Here is an 18333-nt window from a genome sequence, read left to right on the forward strand (position 1 = left end):
ATGAGAAAGATATATGCTTTCGACTTCGATGGCACACTGACTACTAAGGACACTCTCCTTGAATTTATCCGCTTTGCAAAAGGAAGCGGACAAATGTTTCGTGGTTTTCTACTCTTTTCACCCCTCCTCATACTGATGAAACTGCATCTTTTCCCTAATTGGAAGACAAAGCAAAAGATATTCTCCTACTTCTTCAAAGGGATGAATATTAACGATTTCAACGCACTTTGCACACGCTTTGCAGAGCAAAACAAACATCTACTTCGTCCTGCAGGAATAGAGAAAGTAAGACAGGCTATCGAAGAAGAACAAGCTACTGTACTTATCATCAGCGCAAGCATTGACAACTGGGTACAACCTTTTTTCGATGAAATCGATAGAAAGATACAGGTAATAGGGACGCAAATAGAAACAAAGGGAGGTCGTCTAACAGGACAATTTACCACTAAAAACTGCTATGGACAGGAAAAGGTGAATCGCCTCACAGCACTTTATCTACATCGTGAAGCCTACGAATTAATCGCCTTTGGAGATAGTAGAGGCGATAAAGAACTACTTGATTTTGCAGACAAAGCCTTTTACAAACCTTTCAGAAATAAGAAATAGAATGCTGAAGAATGAAATAAAGAACAAGAAAAAGCTTGGTGAAATCGTACGTTTTATCATCGTTGGATCATTAGCTGCAGCCATACAATACGGCACATATTTGCTATTAATATGCTGGCTACAGCCTCTCATTGCAAATACCATTGCTTACCTTGTTAGCTTCACATTCAACTATATCGCTTCCACACGTTACACCTTCCGTGTAAAGTCTACTACCAAACGAGGCGTAGGCTTCATCTTTTCGCATATCATCAACTTCCTTTTGCAAAGTGTCTGCCTGAAAATCTTCCTTCTTTTAGGTCTCAGCAAGCAGATAGCATTGATTCCTATGTTCGCTATTTGTGTTCCAATCAACTTTCTTTTAGTGCGCTTTTTCTTACATAGGAAGTAAGGTGTTACTCCTTATTAAGCCTCAGATGCAGCTTGTTTTCATGAAAAGAATTGTTTTTGTTCACAAAAAGAAGTTCCTCAATAAACAGACATATAGCTAAGACAGTCTATTATCTATCCTATTTTCATCCTCTTTCATTGAACATCTTTTTATTTCAAGATTTCGAAAAGCTGCAGATAGGTATTTGAAAAATCATTACATAATTTTAAATAAAACACCAATAAATAACGGCAAAAACATATATACGAAGCAGTTTTGTAACCATAAGGAAATCAATTGGTTATAAAGTAACAAAGAAAAAGGTGCTTAATTGGATTTCAAAAGGGCGTTAGTAAGGGTCTTAAAGGGCACCTATTGCAAGCTAATTAGGCGTCTTTTAGAAGCCAAAAGAGCATGTATTGATTTTGAATTGCACGAAAATAATTTACAAACTTCAATTAATAAGGGAATAAGTTGTTTGTGAATACAGATAGACTTCGTACCTAATGACGTTTATCATGTAGTTTATCCCCCGTTCTAAAACTATTTAATTGGGAGGTAATCATACCATATATGTGGATTAAACTCATTCTGTTAACAATCTACGTGTTTAAGGGAAGAACTTTTATTATCGTGAAAAGAAGTCGAAATAGTAGGTAGATAGCTACGTGCAAAACGAGTTCTTCTCATTATTTCCTTTGTTAAATGTGCTTTAATTCGTACCTTTGTACCAAATAATCAAAGCTACTCAATGCACATATTCGATATTTTCAAGGTGAAGAAAGAAGAACGCTGGCTGGCTTTTACCATGTTAGCAGTCTTTGTTACGTTCAATGCGATGGTGATAGCAAGCCACTATCACGTCTACACCATGGAAGCACATGGTGGATTTTGGAGTGTCTTTACCAAGAATTTTCGTATGTCAGGCTATGATTGCTGGTCGTGGATAACGGTCTCGGGAGGTCGTATCCACTTCGTTACTTCACGTCATCCGTTATATCTTACTTTTCTTTATCCGCTCTATCTGCTCAATGATTGGCTCATACAAAATGTAGGATACAACTTTGCTGTGTATTTCATGGCTGTCATCATTGTCTTTTCGGCATTCTATGCAGTACTCTTTATGTACCGTGTTTTCCGTGAAGTATTGGAGTTGAGGCGGAAAGATGCAAGACTACTTACCTTGTTGTTATTCTCTTTTGGACACGTACTTATCCCAACCATGGTGCCCGACCACTTTGTTATTTCTTTGATGCTCCTCTCTCTGACACTTTACATCACAGGAAAGAAGATGAAGAAGGGACAATTACTAACAGCTTGGCAATCGTTAGTTCTAACCTTCTTCACGGCAGGAATGGCAACTTCAAATGGGGTGAAGACCCTGTTGGCAGGCTTATTCACCAATGGGAAGAAGGTATTTACTTGTAAGTTTATTTCTATCGGAGTAGTCCTTCCATTGCTCTTATTACTTGGTATTCAACAGTCTCAATATTATCTTTTGGAGGTTCCACAGCAAGCGGTTGTTCGTCATATCGAAAGTGAAGCACTAAAGAAGAACCCACAGAAGGTACTCGAACATAAGAAGCAAAGAGATGAATGGCAGCGAACACACCTCGGTCAGCCTGTTGGAGACGGGGTGATAACGAAGTTGATGGATGTCTCTACACCACGTGTTCCAACCATCGTAGAGAACTTCTTTGGTGAGTCTATTCAGCTTCATCAGCGTTCGTTATTAAAAGATGTTTCGTGGGAACGACCTATCTTCGTGGAGTACAACTGGAGCGTGAATTATATCATCGAGGCTTTTATAGTCCTCTTATTTATAGTCGGTATTGTGTTTAGCTATAAGCAACGGTTCTTTAAAATGCTTTTAGCTTGGTTTGCTTGTGACCTCACCTTGCATCTCATCCTCGGATTTGCCGTCACTGAAGTGTATATAATGACTTCAGGATGGGCATTCATTATTCCCATCTCCTATGGTTATTTACTGAAACGATTGTCGATGAAATGGCTAAAATTGATGCGCGTAGCGTTAATCATGCTAACCATCTACCTTTGGATTTACAATGCAGGACAGACAGTCTATTACTTAATGTCGTAAGCTTAATGTCGTAAGCTTAATGTCGTAAGCTATGTGGATGAAGTTTATTAAAATAAGAAAAGGCGAGCGCCTTTCGGTTTGTTTATTCCTCCTGTGGCAGCTCATCATGCACGCCACAGTGATTATTCCTTACTATTCGGTGTTCTCAAGAATATCAAAGGATTATCGGAAAAACATCCTCGATTGGTTCCATGTGTCAGGTTTCGACCCACTCACTTATTGCGTTGTTACCGACTGGACTACAGCCTACGATGTGCATAGACACCCTTTATTGGCTTTTTTCTACTATCCGGTCTATCTTATTAATCAGGGATTAATGAGCTTATTGGGCATTAACTGTGTACAGTTCTTGGTTGCTATCGTCCTTCTCATCAGTTCCCTTTATGCGTTCCTTTTAATGATACGAATAGGAAGAGAGCTCCTTCATCTCTCGCAACGAGAGTCTTCTGTACTTGCTTTTTTACTCTTCTCCTTCGCATACGTACTATTAGCAGCTATCTCACCCGACCATTTCATCTTGTCGTTATTTCTTATTCTTTTAGTGATTTATGTGACAGGTAAGCAGATGGCAGAGCATAAACCCTTGAAAAAATGGCAGACGATTGTCTTCTTTATCCTTACTGCTGGCGTATCACTTAATAATGGATTAAAGGTGTTATTAGCTGATTTTTTCTCAAAGGGAAAGCGTTTCTTTCATCCTAAGAACCTCATTTTTGTTGTCATCTTACCTTCCGCAGCAATCTGGAGCTTTGGTCTTTGGGAGTACAAAACGTTCGTTGCCGATAGTGTCAATACGCGAAAGGAACACGAAAAGAAAGCTGTAAAGGATGAGAAGACTAAGATGTGGAAAGAGTTCAGCGATACTACGCTTCTTAAAGATAGTAAACAGCAGAAAGAAGTGTTTGCGTTACTATGGAAAAAACACCGAAAGGCACAGCTGAAGGCAAAGTATAGCGCACCACAATATGCTCATTCTGGTACGCCAGTGAGTAAACAACCGTTCTTGAACTGGACAGATGTGACTACTTCTCGCTGTGAGACCCTCGTTGAGAACCTCTTTGGTGAGTCAATACAGTTGCACCAGAAGTACACGTTATGTGATGTTATTCGCAATCGCCCAGTCTTCGTTAGTTATAACTGGGTCGTAAACTATATTGTTGAAGGTCTTATCGTCTTACTCTTTTTAGGCGGAATCTGGGCTGGTAAACGTAGTAAGCTGATGTGGATGTGTTTGTCATTCTTCGCCCTTGACATGATACTTCATATAGGCTTAGGGTTTGGTATTAACGAGGTATATATAATGACAGCGCATTGGGCTTACGTCATACCGTTGTGTATAGGTTGCCTGATAAAGTCAATGAAAGGTGGGATTAGGAATGCTATCACCCTACTGACAGCCTTGATAGCTTTCTTCCTCATTGTTTATAACAGTGCGCTCGTCATCTTCACACTATAGTAAAGTTATGGAAAACAAAGCCTCTGTATCAATAGTCCTCTGTACTTACAATGGTGAGAAATACGTGAGGGAGCAGATAGACTCACTGCTCGCTCAGTCTTATCCTATCCATGAGATTATCATTCAAGATGATGGATCGACGGATCAGACATGGGAGATACTACAAGCGTATGCGTCAAAACATGCTGTTATTCGTACTTTTAAGAATGAAGGCGAACATGGTGTTAATGCGAACTTCCTTTCTGTATTGCATCGTACAACAGGTGATTACGTTGCCATTTCCGACCAAGATGATATCTGGGAGAGGGATAAGATAGAGACACAGATGCGTTGTATAGGAGATAAGTTGCTATGTAGTGGACACTCACGCCCCTTCTCGACGGATGGTTCCTTTGCTTATTTCGACAATAGACCACGTAATGTGAATATCTTTCGAATGATGTTCTTAGGTCTACCGGGCCACACCTTATTATGTAAGCGAGCATTGATTCATCTCCTACCACCCCTCGAGAGTCCTGTTTTTAAGGTCACTCTTTACGATGCAGTGTTGAGTATTATTGCCGCATCCTACGACAGTATCGTGTATTGCAATAAGGTGTTAGTGAACTTCCGACGCCATGCAGAGGCTACTACCTACAATGATTATAGTAGTAGTCTACCCTCATGGAGGAATGCTCTCACTGAGTTAACGTGGAGTCTGAACCATTATAAAGAGATACGTAAGAAGGTTGTTCCCATCTTTCAAGGTAAGCTTATGTTGATGGAGGGCTTATATTCAAATATACACGATTTCATCGAAGCCCGCGAAGCAATGCGAATGGAGACCAAGCAGGGCGTCTTTGCTTTCTTACGTTTACAATATCTACTAACGAAGAACTATAAGAAGCTCTTTCATACATCAGGTGGTGGACCTATTAAGCTACTTCGTGCTATGCTTTATCCTATCATGCAGTTGTACATGTACCACTAAGATTAATGCTATTACCCTTTCTTACGATGAAAGTAATTGAGACACTCCTTTAGTGTTTGCGAACCTCCCATCTTCATTACGATATAATAGAGTAGGGCTGCCAAGACGACTCTCGTCAGCAATAGAAGTAGAAGACTCTGTATCCATAAGGTAATGAGATAGGTTGAAATCATTACCGCCACGGATGTTAATAGATAAGGACATATATCTTTAAGGATATCTATGAAGCGTATGCCAATCTCTTTATGTGCAAAGAACTGCCACACACCCAACCAAAGGATAGTAATAGCTGTATAGACACTCACCATGAAGACGATTCCTTGTTGGTAACATAGGATAATGAGTCCTACCTGTGCTACGATTAATAAGACCGTACACCACATATAAACAGCAGACTTACCTCGACTGAGAATGAGGTTTTGATACATTGTATAAAAAGGTAGGAAAGCCCCGATAATACAAAGAATACGCAACAAAGGAATACTCTCTATCCATTTATCTGATATAAGAAGAATGATAAATTCGTGCGATATCATCGCTAATCCGAACATAGCAGGAAAGACCAAAAAGGCGGTAAAACGCATCATTTTTCTAAACACATTTACTTGCCTTTTGAGGTCATTATTCACCTCTACCAATACTGGTTGCGCTACTTGTGACACTGTTCCTGATACAAACGTGCTTGCCATTGTGTCCCACTTGAAGGCTTGAGAGAAGTTACCCACCACCTTTGCTGAGTATAAACGACCGAAGATAAAGGTTAGAATATTCTGACTAATCGTGTTGATAATCGTCGTCACAAGAATCTTATAACTAAAGGAAAACATCTTCTTCACAGGTGTAAAGTCGATGTGAAAAGAGGGTCGCCAAGGAATTATAAAGAAGCGCCACAGACTTGTAAGGCTGATATAAAGCACCTGCTGCCAAGCCAAACTCCAATAAGCATAACCCTTTAATGCTAAGATGATTCCTACCACACCCGAAACAATAAGGCAGGTGATACGCAGCAGAGCAGTCTCTTTGACCATCATGTTTTTAAATAGATAAGCTGATGGAGCTGTACCTAATGAAGAGAAGAGCAGTGATACAAATACGAAACGGGATAGACTGATAAGCTCTGAATGATGAAAGAAAGCAGCAATCAGAGGGGCTGAAAAGAAGAGAACGATATATGAAATCCAACCCATTATAGCACTAAACCAAAAGACAGAGTTATAATCATTATCCGTTGGACGTTCCATATTGGCAAGCGCAGTAGTAAATCCACTTTCCTGCAATGCCCCTGCAATCGCTGTAAAAACAGCTAACATTCCCATCAATCCATAGTCGGTTGCCGTGAGCAGACGTGCCAATAAGATTCCAATGACAATATTCAGCAGTTGCATTGTACCATTGTTCAATGCACCCCAAAAGAGTCCTTTGGCTGTTTTCTCCTTGAGTGTTTCTTTTTCCATTAGCTTTTGTATCTCTATGATACGCTGTTTCTTATCTCCCCCTCAGAGTATGTTCTATCTAAAAAAGAGGTTAGCTGTCTTCTGCTATATAAGGTTTCCTTCGTGAAAGTACTTTTTTCATAGGTGTAGAAAGGGAAGAGATTATTTCTTCTTTCCCACCTTGATTGGCAGAATCCATTTAGCATGCAAATATAACGCTTTTCTTTGGAAAAGCCAAATTCTACATTCTTTGGATTGGTAAAGAGACTTTCCTACGGCTATATTTATCTCTTTTGCTTTTTAAGGAAGTCTTCAATAGCTGCTGTGCTTTTTAAATTGGTCGTATCAACATCATGGAGTTCACTGAAATAGACTTCATGATAGAATGGACCACAGTGTTCCATAATCTGCATCTTATCCATCTGTGTTGCGAATAGTGCCCTAATAATTGTTACCTGATACTTATCGTCTTCAAACGTTATCTTGGTTGAATCATTCCTTAAGTTCCATAACCATCCAAAGAGTAGTTGTGCGATAATGATGAGAGGAATGCTCATCCATAAAAGTGTATGCAAACAACCGATAGCGGCATTACCATCTTCCTTCCACCTCCGCTTGATATAGCGGATAAGGAAGAATAGCAATATCCAAGGTAAAGTGCAGACAACTATGATATCTGCACTACGCCATAACCTCCAAGGTGATATGCAATTGATTAGCAGCCAAACTACCTCAAGCAACAATAGGTAACCTAAGAGTTTTCTGATTATCCAATAAATCTTATGCTTTCCAGTCAACATTTCCTATATATGTGTAATCTCTTTCTATGTTTTATACTATCAATAATAACCTCATTTACTGTTTTTAATTGGCGTGTAATTACTCCGCACATATGGTGCGGAGGGCAAACACCATAGGTGCTAAGCGTAAACACCACTCGTGCGGAGGGCAAACACCAACACAAATAGCCATAAAGCTGACACCTAATTACCTCCGCAAATATAAGTATATTAGTTCGAATCATGAAATCAAAACATAAGTTTTTAAAGAGACAGAAGGCGAAGTCATAATCTTTTATTATCTTTGCAACAAGTATATTAACGGAAAATGATTGAAACTTTCAACACAGGAGAGACACAAGAAAGCCTCCGACAGGAATATAACCCAGACGGCTCTGTGCTAAGAAAAGCACAGTTGCGACTTCTCGATATGGCTATCTATCTGCAGGAAACAGCGAAGAAGATAGGTGTTCCTTGCCGACTTGATGGCGGAAATGTGTTAGGGGCAATGCGTCATGGGGGATTTATTCCTTGGGATGACGACATTGACATGGTTGTAGACTACAAGGATTTCAAACGTCTCTGTGACTATTTGAAGGCGCATCCACACCCTCAATACGTCTTGCAAGACAACGATACGGACCCTGGTTTCTATAAGGAATGGGCTTGTCTACGTGATTTAAAAAGCGAGAACAGAAGTCATGATAATCAGCAGAGTGCTGACCGAAGAATGCATGAGGCGCAGAAATTCAGAGGACTTCATGTAGACATCTTCCCCTATGAGGGTAACATGATTCCTTGGTTGCAGCGTTTGGCAGCCAAACTATCAGTCAATGTTAACACAAAGTTAGCTGGTCGTTATCCTCTCTTGGCACAAATAGCTTATAAGTTCCTACATGTCATAGTCTTTCCAGTATTCCGATTGGTTGGGAAACTGTTTGGTAATCCCGACCTCTATATGCACTCTTACGGTGCATGGTTTTATGAGCAGAACCCGCGTCGTTGCATGATACCACATAAAGACATCGTCTTTGAAGGGCATACCTTTGAAGGGCCAGCCGATGCTGATGAGTTATGTCGTATCGCCTATGGGAACTACATGGACTTACCACCAAGGGACAAGCGTGATAGACACAAGATAGATGTCGTCTTTAAGTAGTAAGACGGTACGGTAATGTGCGTGTCAGTAGACAGTGATTTCCCCATCTTATAATAACAATAAGCCAAATATAGTTATGAACATAGCAGTGATCTTTGCAGGAGGTTCTGGACTACGTATGCACACGAAGTCGCGCCCTAAGCAGTTTCTTGACCTAAACGGAAAGCCGATAATCATCTATACATTAGAGTTGTTTGACAACCACTCGGATATAGATGCTATTGTTGTAGCATGTATTGAAGGTTGGATACCTTTCCTTGAGAAGCAGCTCCGTAAGTTTGAGATTAATAAGGTAGTGAAGATTATACCAGGTGGAAAGTCTGGACAGGAATCTATCTACAAGGGACTGTGTGCTGCAGAGGAATATGCGCAGAGTAAGCGTGTAAGTAATGAAGAGGCAATCGTTCTTATTCACGATGGTGTTCGTCCGCTCATAACAGAAGAGACGATAACAGATAACATTAAGAAAGTTGAAGAAGTAGGGAGTTGTATCACTTGTATCCCAGCAACAGAAACACTTATCGTGAAGCAGGCTGACGACGCTTTGGAGATTCCTTCTCGTGCCGATTCGTTCATTGCTCGTGCGCCACAGAGCTTTCGTTTGGTCGATATAATAACTGCTCATCGACGCTCCTTGGTGGAAGGAAAAGCCGATTTCATCGATTCTTGTACGATGATGAGCCACTATGGGTATAAGTTAGGGACGATTATCGGGCCAATGGAGAATATTAAGATTACAACCGCAACAGACTTCTTCGTGCTGCGTGCGATGGTGAAGGTGCATGAAGATCAGCAGATATTTGGATTGTAAAGATGTTGTTATATTTCGATGGAATGGGGATTTTTATAACTTTATAGGGTGAGAATGAAGGAAAGAATACTAAAAGAAGATATAAGCTATTTTGCAGATACGTTTCCTTTCTCAGCAGCATTGGGAGGGAAGACGATAGCTGTAACGGGGGCAACTGGCTTGTTGGGTGCATGTATGGTACGTTGCCTGTTGGCTCTACGCACAGAAAAAGGTATCAACTTACAAGTGGTGGCTGTTGTAAGGAATGTGCAGAAAGCAGAGAGAATGTTTGGTCAGATAAGTGATGAAATCAGCTATTATTCCTATGACTTCTCTTGTTTTGAACCATTCGCACCTACGAAAAAGATAGACTACATCTTCCATTTTGCTGCCCCTACAGCTTCAAAAGATTTCGTTGAATACCCTGTAGAGACGATGAATACTGTCTATGGCGGTATGCAAAACCTATTGTCTTACGCTCATCAGCATGGAGTAATTTCGATGGTGTTAGCCTCAACGTTAGAAGTCTATGGTACTGTCACTGACGACCGACGCCCACTCACAGAAGACATGCAGGGATATCTTGACCCAATGGCAACTCGTAGCAGTTATCCGTTAGCAAAGAGAGCTGCCGAAGCTTTGTGCCATAATTACGCAGACGAGTACGGTGTCCACGTGAAGGTGGCACGTTTGGCACAGACTTTCGGTGCTGGTGTGAATGGTAATGACAATCGTGTCTTTGCGCAATTTGCACGCAGTGTTATGAAGAATGAGGATATCATTCTACATACGACAGGCGAACTCTGTCGTTGCTATTGCTATACGATAGATGCCGTCACGGCAATGCTGTATATTCTCTTGCATGGTAAGGATGGTGAAGCATATAATGTAGCAAACGAAGACACTTATATCTCTATCCGTGAGATGGCTGAGTTGGTTGCTTCAACGTTTAATCCTCAGAGAGTGAAGGTGGTGATACAGCCACAAGAGGGCTTAGGATATTCGCCAACAACCAAGCTCAGACTTGCCACACAGCGTATTCAGGAGTTAGGTTGGAAACCTCATTATGGGTTAAAGGAGATGTTCCGTCGTCTCATCCTTTCAATGGAGGAAGAACAGGTATGAGTAATTTTCTGCAACGGATAAGAGAGAGCCTTTTCCATGTCTACGACCGAAAAGACTTGCGAAGATGGGAGGGCGACCCTAAGAATGAGCTGCCTATCTATGGTGTTTATCATGTCATGTTAGACACTGGATGGGAGCCATTGGTGAGAAGGCAGATTGATAACCTGCGTAAGAGCGGTCTGCTGGATGCGACAACGACTTTCTTTGTGAGTTGCATCGCAGCCCATCAAGAGGATGTGGACTGTCTGAAGCGTATTATCAATAGTGATAAGCTCGTGATAATATCCAATGTCACCGACCCTAAGCGGTATGAGTATCCTGCTTTAGAGTTCATTAAGCAACTGTCTGAAAAGGAGGATTGTTTTTTCTATTACTTCCATACGAAGGGTATCTCTTACCAGTCGTTAACCTCTAACGACCGTCTTTTCTGTTCTTTTAAGCAGAAGATAGAGGCTTGGAGAGAGATGTTAGAATATTTCATCTTTGATAAGTGGAAGGTTGCCGTGAATGTTCTGAATGAAGGATATGATACCTATAGCTGTTATCGATGGCCACCACGCAACTATACCATGTATTCTGGTAGTTTTTGGTGGGCAAAGTCGGCTTATATAAGGACACTCCCAGACTTTGATAAAGCGGTTATCTCTACCAATCGTTTCTATTCTGAAGTTTGGCTTTTTGAGCGAAATCATCGACAGTTCTCGGCATTCGACACAATAGCCGACCTCTACTTTGTAAGGATTCCTCGTTCTATCTATACGGACGAGCAGACAAAATGGCTTGATAAGGTTTGCTTCTCGTTTACTTATAATATGCGAAAAATAGAAAAGCATATTTTTAAATACAATTATAAGAAACGGTGTCAGAAACGTTTCCAGAAACTCAAGAATGAGATATAATATAAGGTGATGGATTGTTTAGAGAGGTGCGTTCTCAGCCCTCTTGTTTGTTATACATCCTCATTACCTCTATTTGATATGAGGATGATTTTCCTGTCATATATGTCATTCCTTATGTACGTTTAACATCTTGATAATCAAAAGGAATTATCCAAATGTTAAAATGACAGCAACTAAAACTAAAATTAAATTGGGGCTAATAGTTGTGTTTATCTTCCTTATTTAGATTATTGGTGTCCGATAAAACTTTTGGGAGTTATCTGTGTTAGATAAAATAGGCTTAAACTTATGATTTCATTAATTTATTTGGTTATTATAGGGCTTCCTTGTCAAAATAAGCGCATTTTATAATGCTTACAGTTTAAAACTGGAAACCAAGCCCATGGATAAGTAAAACGGCTGCAACACCGATGGATAAAGAGCTTTCGGTCTATTTTTACGGGACAGCAATATATTTAGATAGGTATGATGACTCCCTTTCTGAGGAGAGTAACTTTTTCTAAGTATTATGATATTTGTATATAGAGTGAGTAAGGGAGAATACGATGATATGTAAGTGTGAATAAGATTCATACTTGTAATTTTTATGGGTTTGCTTAACTTTGATTAGATGTTTTTGACCAAAAGAGAAACTATAAAGAAGGAAAGGAAATTTAAACGAATAAAAAGGAAATTTATAACAATAATTTGATAATCTTCTTATAAGTAGTTTGCTTTAACTTTGCAATACTAAAATTAAGATATCTCCACATAGGTGTCAGGACAAAAATATTCAAGTTCGCTGAGGCGACCTAATAACTCAAAGTTCTACTCCGTGAGAGTCTTTTTTAACGACTGGAAGATGGTTATCCGTTGTACAGTGTGTCTGGGTAATGATTGATATATGATTATGTGTCATCATTGCAGGACTCTAAGCTTTTGATAAAGAACCCTTTTGAATAAAGAAGGAAAAGATATATCAAATAATTAAAACTAAAGACGTAAAAATGAAGAGAATTAAATTCCTTTTGTTCGTATTGCTTGCATTGCTATATGTGACCAATGCAAGTGCACTGATTGTGAACGACACTTTCACTCGGGATGGTAACACGTACAGGGTTACTAAGATGGATGAGGCTCATGATGGAATCCCAAAAACCTACAATGTGGCGTTCGTATCATCTACTAACACTACAGTAAACATTCCTGCAACAGTTACGGATCCTCATAACCAGTATATTTTTAACGTAACGGCAATAGCTAATAACAGTACGGTTCCCAATGCAACATCTGTCACGATGCCTAACACTATCGTACGAATTGAAGCTAATGCGTTTAAGGATGGTAATATCACAAGTATCACAATACCAAAGTCTGTCACTGAAATCAAAAGTGGTGCTTTCGGTCAGATGAGCCACCTTACAGCAATTAACGTTGATGCTGCAAACCCGAACTTCCGTTCTGATAATGGTGTACTCATAGAGAAGAAGGATTCAAAAGAGTGGGTAGCTGGTTATCCTATGGCAAAGCCTGATGTGGAATACACAGTGCCAGAAGGAGTTTATGGTGTATACACAAATGCTTTCCAACGTGCTGCTTACCTAACAAAAATTACTTTACCAGCTTCGTTAAAGGAATCACCTTCAACAGCAGAGTTCAATGGTTATACAAGTGCTCAGAACCTTAAAGAGATTGCTGTCGCTGCTGGTAATACAGCATTTAAGTCTGTGGATGGTGTCCTCTTATCAGCTGATGGTAAAAAGTTGATTGCTTATCCAAATGGGAAAGCAGGCTCTCCTTCAACTAATCCAGCTTATCAAGGTGTGACGGGGCAGCCTAACGCAAGTGTTTATAAGATTCCAGATGGTGTGGAGTCTATAGAACAAGCAGCCTTTGCACAGGTTAATGGACTTACTGCTATCGAATTGAATGGGGTAAAGAAACTTGCTAAAGGTGCCTTTGACAAGGCTGTTAAATTAAGAAATGTATTACTTGGTCCTTCTGTTGATACTATAGAAGATGGTGCCTTCGGTGGTAATAACGATCTCGCTGCGTTTGATGTAGACCCAGCAAATCCTAATTATGCAGCTGCTGATGGTGTTATTTACACAAAGAATAAGGAAGAACTTGTGTTATTCCCTGCTGGTAAGGCTGGTGAATATACTACTTTACCAACCACAAAGAAGATTCGTAAAAGAGCTTTCTACTATGCTCAGAAAGTTACTAAGGTGAACTTCAATAGTAATCTTGAAGAAATTGATAATGATGCTTTCCAAGCAACTACAAAATTAGAGAATATCACTTTTGAAGCGCCAGCTAAGATTAAGACTATCGGTACATTTGCCTTCCAAGGTTCAGGACTAACCGAACTTAACATACCTGCATCATTACAAGTTGTTAGTTGGAGTGCCTTTGGTTCAACTAAATTAAAGAAGGTTACCGTTGCAGATGGTTCACAGTTGCAATCAATCAATACGGGTGCTTTCAATGGTTGTAAGGATCTTGAGGAATTTACTTTTGAGGGTTCTTCTACCTTGAATAAGATTCAGGCAGATGCTTTCAGTGGTGATGATAAATTGAAGAGTTTTGTTATTCCAGAGAAAGTTACCGTTCTTGAGAGAGGTGCCTTTAATGGTGCATCTGGTTTGGAGACTATCACCTTCAAGCAACCTGCTACGATGACTGTTATCGGTGAAGGTGCGTTCCAAAATGCAAAAGCATTAAAGAGAATAGAACTTCCAAGTACAGTTACAACGATTAGTAAGGATGCTTTCAATACTTGTTCAAGCTTGACGGAGGTTGTAATCCCAGCAAGTGTGACCACAATTGACGCTACTGGCTTCCAAGAGTGTGCTAAACTTGAGAAATTTACAGTAGATAAGAACAACACCGTTTATTCCAGTGTAGATGGTTTCTTGTTGAGTAAAGATAAGAAGAAATTAGTATCATTCCCTCCTGCAAAGGCTAATACTTATTATACGATGTTGCCTCCAACTATTGAGACAATCGGTAAGCAAGCATTCTATTTCGTACAGGCTCTTGAGAACGTAACAATCCCTGGGAAGGTAAAGAAGATTGAAGACTTCGCTTTCGACCGTGTTGGCAATTTGAATACGATAGCTTTCTTAGGTAAGACTCCTATTACTGATGTTGCTCCTTCAGCATTCAATCCTGCTAATGTAGATAAGTCTAAGATAGACCTTAGTGTACGTAAAGATGCTAAAGCAGCATTTGATAGTGATCCGTTATGGAGTCAGTTCCGTACCAGAGGTGTCTCTTTCTTCAAAGAAACTAATGGTACTGGTAATGGTACAACAGAATACTTCCCATTGTCAAAGAAGGCTGTAACGATTGTTGGTACACAAGCTGATGTCTATACATACGTAGTAAAGCCAACCGTAATAGATGATAACAACAACACATACGAGGTTCGTCTTTGGGGCGACTATGCAATGAATGACAACACAACCAATATTCAGGAGGTTGTCTTCAAAAATACACTTGATTATGTAGGTCTTGATGCTTTCAAGAAGAATGATGGCTCTTCAACGGTTAAGCGCATCTACTTCACTGCGACTGTTCCTACAAAGGATATGAGTGCAACGAAGTGGGAATACATTGATAACTCAGGTAACTATACTCAGAAGGAGTTTGAACCAAGCCTCAAGGTTTATGTAAAGAAGTCTGCTGAGAATGCTTATAAGACTGCTACTGGTTGGGATCGTTATGCAGGTCAAACATCTTATAAAATACCAGGTGAGATTAAAATAGCACATGGGTATGGTACTTTTGCACGTGAGTTTGATGCTGATCTCGGTATCTATGCACGTGAAAACAATGAAGCAGGACGTATAGGTGCTTTTATTACGCAGACTGCTGGTATGTCAACTGAGACGGATGCTACTGGTGTACAGACTACTAAGTTCATCATGAAGAGTATCAATTATGGTAATACTAACGTAACTGACTATGATTATGTACCTGCAGAAACAGGTGTGTTACTGGAGAGCCGTAGTGGAGCAAGTACTCCTGCAGACTTCTACTATGCTATTGGTGAGAAGGACAATGTTACATATAGTCTCTCAAATAATATCATGGAAGGTGTGACGGTGAAGGATACTAAGAAACAATCTTCTACTTCTGATCCAATCTTCGCAATGACAACAGCGGGTATCTTTAAGCCTCTCAAAATAGGAACAGATCGTACTATTCCTGTTCACAAGGCTGTTGCTCGTCCAAAGGTAACGTTGTCTGCTTCTGCAAAGGTTATGTTTGTCTTTGATGATGGTGAGAATCATAATATAGTAAATGCTATCGACACAATAGAGGACAACAATGTTGTAGATAATAATGCTTATTATAATTTACAGGGTCAGCGTGTAGAGAACCCACAACATGGCGTGTTCATCCACAATGGTAAGAAGGTAATATTGAAATAAGAATAAACTAAAATGCTTTTATGTTGTAGGGGAGGTTAGGGAGTTTATAATCATTACGAATCCCCTACAGCTAAAAGAAGTATTATGATTAGCAAGTTCACTAAAAAAGAAAATTAAAGGAGATAATATAATGGAAAAGAAAGAATATACAACACCAGAGATACTTTGTTGTGATCTAAGGGCAGAGGGATTGATGGACGACCATACAGCTGTTTTACAGACAAGTCCTCGTGTGTCTTCTACAGCCCCTGGTCAAGGTAGCGACCTTGGTGATGATGATGAGGTAGCTGCAAAGCCTATTTATGAATTCACAATTTGGGAGGAGGAGTAACCTATGATACGACTATCACATCAGTCAGAAGTGATGGATGCAAGAACCTATTTCTATAAAGAGATGATGCGCAATCATATGGAAGATGTACTGAAACGTATTGCATTAGGTTTACTTGGTGTATGCTCATTGAGGATGATTGCCCTTTGTGCATATATGTATGGACTTATTGGGTAAATAGTCTTTAGAATCAAATAAATAATGTGACTTAAGTATTTAACCTCTTTGTTTTGAGGGTAGACTCTTTGTGATGTGAGGGTCTGCCCTTTTTGTTTTAATAAGCCATGCCACATGGAATTTTATTCCAACTTAGTTGCTTTATTGTAAATATAGTTGCCGTTTGTTGATTATAGTTGTCGTGTTTGAGAAATAATTTGGTCATTTTGTCTAAAGTATCATAGATATTTATTAAATTTACAAAATAATTTCAACTAAATCGAAAATGTAGAACAAAAACGATGGTATCGAACTTTAGAGATATTTTGTTATTGCTGTCCGATAAAACCTCCATATACTGCAATATCCTCTCTCAATCCTGCTGAAATAGGCATGATTAGTTCTAATTTCAAATTCCAAGCCCCCTAGAATAATGACAACTCTTCTGGTGGGGCTTTTACTTGGGTAATCAATCTATCCCAGTCTCTATGTGGCTGCTCAAAGAAACTTTGTATTGCGACATAACTCATAAGTAAAATTCTTATCATTGTTGCCAAGCCTGAGAAGCTCCAAGGTCTCTTTATTTTGTTCTTCACTAGGGTTATAAGCAGATTGGCTATAAGCGTAATCCATATTTGTATTTTTATAGCATTCGCACTCTCTCCATAGAAGTATCTTAGCGGGAAATTCTGTTTTATTTGTTTAAATAAGGTTTCTATTTGCCATCGTCTCTTATAGATAGCTATAATATCTTCTGCCGACATCTGAAAATCATTGGTCAGCAGTGATATGAATCTGATTTTCCCTTTCTTGGTCTTATCCTGATATGTGATTTTTCTTGCTTTATGGTAAATATCTTTTTCCTTTGTATGCTTATGGAAGAGAATGGTTTCTACGCGTACAACTCCATAATCTGTAGTCATCTGGTAATCCGTATCAGCAATCCTTTCAAAGCTAAGATTATTTTTCATCTTAGTTACATATATAACGCCTCTTTGAGTCAGTTCAGAGAACTTTTCATAGTTTATATAGGCTCTGTCAAAAGCAATCAGTTCCTCATTGGCGTATCGTTCTGGGATAAGTGCAAATTGATCATGACTAGCTGCAGATGTGAACTTGATATCGCTTGGAACATTCTCATTGGCAAATATCTCTGTATGTACTTTTATTCCACCCTTCTTCTTACCAGTTTTGGGATTACGTCCTACTCCTTTAAAGACCAGGTTAGAAAACAGACTGATTGTCGTAGAATCTATTATCTTTAGATTCTTCAGCCATTTGGGCTGTCCACAATTTCGGCTGTCCGAGTAAAGTTCATGGCGATATTTCTCATATAAGTTCATATAGATCGAACCGAATATCTCGGAATCTCGGCGTTTGTTTGCATCTGACAAGGTACTTCGACAAGGAAAATGCTTTAAACCAAGATGATTAAAGCGATTAACATTAGCAAAGAGAGAGGCCTTTATCTCACGCAGAGAGTCTAAACGCATCATTACTGCATAAAGCATGACGACAAGATGATGCCATGCATCAAACTTCTTTATATAGTGTTCACCTCCCTGAGCTTGGCTCAGAGAGAGAATTTTATCACGATTAAAATAGTTTAACAGTTGAACATATAGTGGCTGTCCGATAAAATGTGTACTTTTGTTCATCTTATTTCATTGTTTTATTTTGACAACTACAAAGGAAATAAGAAGGGCTGAATGTGCAAAACAATCAGCCCGTTTTTTTTAT

Annotated in this window: 15 protein-coding genes; 12 read left to right on the top strand and 3 right to left on the bottom strand. The window is 39.5% G+C overall.

Annotated elements, in window-relative coordinates:
* From FIU21_RS05255 to FIU21_RS05275, 5 genes are all read left to right on the top strand, one after another.
* Positions 1 to 606 (top strand): HAD family hydrolase, encoded by a 606-nt coding sequence (locus tag FIU21_RS05255; RefSeq protein ID WP_004358638.1) that lies wholly within the window; start codon positions 1 to 3, stop codon positions 604 to 606.
* 1 nt (position 607) lies between these two features.
* A complete protein-coding gene (locus tag FIU21_RS05260; RefSeq protein ID WP_172891318.1) occupies positions 608 to 997 on the top strand; it encodes a GtrA family protein in 390 nt (129 codons plus the stop codon).
* Between the two features lie 730 nt (positions 998 to 1727).
* Positions 1728 to 3077 carry a DUF6080 domain-containing protein gene (locus FIU21_RS05265; protein ID WP_004358636.1) on the top strand — a complete coding sequence of 450 codons (1350 nt, stop codon included), beginning with the start codon at positions 1728 to 1730 and terminating at the stop codon, positions 3075 to 3077.
* A 31-nt stretch (positions 3078 to 3108) separates the two neighbouring features.
* Positions 3109 to 4533: a DUF6080 domain-containing protein gene (locus FIU21_RS05270; protein ID WP_394358089.1), complete on the top strand. Its 1425-nt coding sequence runs from the start codon at positions 3109 to 3111 to the stop codon at positions 4531 to 4533.
* 7 nt (positions 4534 to 4540) lie between these two features.
* Positions 4541 to 5503 (top strand): glycosyltransferase, encoded by a 963-nt coding sequence (locus FIU21_RS05275; RefSeq protein WP_004358634.1) that lies wholly within the window; start codon positions 4541 to 4543, stop codon positions 5501 to 5503.
* Between the two features lie 11 nt (positions 5504 to 5514).
* Here the strand turns inward: FIU21_RS05275 and FIU21_RS05280 are convergent, their stop codons facing one another.
* Both FIU21_RS05280 and FIU21_RS05285 read right to left on the bottom strand, forming a co-directional pair.
* Positions 5515 to 6957: a lipopolysaccharide biosynthesis protein gene (locus tag FIU21_RS05280; protein WP_004358633.1), complete on the bottom strand. Its 1443-nt coding sequence runs from the start codon at positions 6955 to 6957 to the stop codon at positions 5515 to 5517.
* Positions 6958 to 7220: 263 nt separating this feature from the next.
* Positions 7221 to 7736 (bottom strand): hypothetical protein, encoded by a 516-nt coding sequence (locus tag FIU21_RS05285; RefSeq protein WP_036885700.1) that lies wholly within the window; start codon positions 7734 to 7736, stop codon positions 7221 to 7223.
* Between the two features lie 307 nt (positions 7737 to 8043).
* On the opposite strand from FIU21_RS05285, the gene FIU21_RS05290 reads away from it, so the two are divergent.
* The 7 genes from FIU21_RS05290 (at position 8044) to FIU21_RS05320 (ending at position 16614) form a co-directional block, all read left to right on the top strand.
* Entirely contained in the window at positions 8044 to 8874 is an 831-nt protein-coding gene (locus FIU21_RS05290) for a LicD family protein (RefSeq protein ID WP_004358631.1), read from the top strand.
* Between the two features lie 76 nt (positions 8875 to 8950).
* On the top strand, positions 8951 to 9685 hold the full coding sequence (locus FIU21_RS05295) for an IspD/TarI family cytidylyltransferase (protein ID WP_004358630.1): 735 nt from the start codon (positions 8951 to 8953) through the stop codon (positions 9683 to 9685).
* Between the two features lie 54 nt (positions 9686 to 9739).
* A complete protein-coding gene (locus FIU21_RS05300; RefSeq protein WP_004358629.1) occupies positions 9740 to 10789 on the top strand; it encodes an NAD-dependent epimerase/dehydratase family protein in 1050 nt (349 codons plus the stop codon).
* A complete protein-coding gene (locus tag FIU21_RS05305; protein WP_004358628.1) occupies positions 10786 to 11688 on the top strand; it encodes a hypothetical protein in 903 nt (300 codons plus the stop codon). The genes FIU21_RS05300 and FIU21_RS05305 overlap by 4 nt, the downstream gene beginning before the upstream one ends.
* Positions 11689 to 12674: 986 nt before the next feature.
* The gene (locus FIU21_RS05310) at positions 12675 to 16106 is read left to right on the top strand and encodes a leucine-rich repeat domain-containing protein (protein ID WP_004358627.1); all 3432 of its coding nucleotides are present in this window, start codon (positions 12675 to 12677) and stop codon (positions 16104 to 16106) included.
* A gap of 130 nt (positions 16107 to 16236) precedes the next feature.
* Positions 16237 to 16437 (top strand): hypothetical protein, encoded by a 201-nt coding sequence (locus FIU21_RS05315; RefSeq protein ID WP_004358626.1) that lies wholly within the window; start codon positions 16237 to 16239, stop codon positions 16435 to 16437.
* Positions 16438 to 16440: 3 nt separating this feature from the next.
* The gene (locus FIU21_RS05320; RefSeq protein ID WP_004358625.1) at positions 16441 to 16614 is read left to right on the top strand and encodes a hypothetical protein; all 174 of its coding nucleotides are present in this window, start codon (positions 16441 to 16443) and stop codon (positions 16612 to 16614) included.
* A 404-nt stretch (positions 16615 to 17018) separates the two neighbouring features.
* On the opposite strand, the gene FIU21_RS05325 is transcribed toward FIU21_RS05320, so the two are convergent.
* Complete coding sequence (locus FIU21_RS05325) at positions 17019 to 18251, bottom strand: IS4 family transposase (protein ID WP_172891309.1); 1233 nt, start codon at positions 18249 to 18251, stop codon at positions 17019 to 17021.
* Positions 18252 to 18333 lie beyond the last annotated feature (82 nt).

The sequence above is a fragment of the Prevotella melaninogenica genome (genome assembly GCF_013267595.1).
Taxonomy (GTDB): Bacteria; Bacteroidota; Bacteroidia; order Bacteroidales; family Bacteroidaceae; genus Prevotella; species Prevotella melaninogenica_D.

Excerpts from the sequence above, each read along its gene's own strand:
- FIU21_RS05300 (WP_004358629.1), top strand. The coding sequence starts at position 9,740 with ATGAAGGAAAGAATACTAAAAGAAGATATAAGCTATTTTGCAGATACG.
- FIU21_RS05255 (WP_004358638.1), top strand. The coding sequence starts at position 1 with ATGAGAAAGATATATGCTTTCGACTTCGATGGCACACTGACTACTAAG.
- FIU21_RS05295 (WP_004358630.1), top strand. The coding sequence starts at position 8,951 with ATGAACATAGCAGTGATCTTTGCAGGAGGTTCTGGACTACGTATGCAC.
- FIU21_RS05315 (WP_004358626.1), top strand. The coding sequence starts at position 16,237 with ATGGAAAAGAAAGAATATACAACACCAGAGATACTTTGTTGTGATCTA.
- FIU21_RS05280 (WP_004358633.1), bottom strand. The coding sequence starts at position 6,957 with ATGGAAAAAGAAACACTCAAGGAGAAAACAGCCAAAGGACTCTTTTGG.
- FIU21_RS05305 (WP_004358628.1), top strand. The coding sequence starts at position 10,786 with ATGAGTAATTTTCTGCAACGGATAAGAGAGAGCCTTTTCCATGTCTAC.
- FIU21_RS05275 (WP_004358634.1), top strand. The coding sequence starts at position 4,541 with ATGGAAAACAAAGCCTCTGTATCAATAGTCCTCTGTACTTACAATGGT.
- FIU21_RS05270 (WP_394358089.1), top strand. The coding sequence starts at position 3,109 with ATGTGGATGAAGTTTATTAAAATAAGAAAAGGCGAGCGCCTTTCGGTT.
- FIU21_RS05290 (WP_004358631.1), top strand. The coding sequence starts at position 8,044 with ATGATTGAAACTTTCAACACAGGAGAGACACAAGAAAGCCTCCGACAG.
- FIU21_RS05310 (WP_004358627.1), top strand. The coding sequence starts at position 12,675 with ATGAAGAGAATTAAATTCCTTTTGTTCGTATTGCTTGCATTGCTATAT.
- FIU21_RS05320 (WP_004358625.1), top strand. The coding sequence starts at position 16,441 with ATGATACGACTATCACATCAGTCAGAAGTGATGGATGCAAGAACCTAT.
- FIU21_RS05260 (WP_172891318.1), top strand. The coding sequence starts at position 608 with ATGCTGAAGAATGAAATAAAGAACAAGAAAAAGCTTGGTGAAATCGTA.
- FIU21_RS05325 (WP_172891309.1), bottom strand. The coding sequence starts at position 18,251 with ATGAACAAAAGTACACATTTTATCGGACAGCCACTATATGTTCAACTG.
- FIU21_RS05285 (WP_036885700.1), bottom strand. The coding sequence starts at position 7,736 with ATGTTGACTGGAAAGCATAAGATTTATTGGATAATCAGAAAACTCTTA.
- FIU21_RS05265 (WP_004358636.1), top strand. The coding sequence starts at position 1,728 with ATGCACATATTCGATATTTTCAAGGTGAAGAAAGAAGAACGCTGGCTG.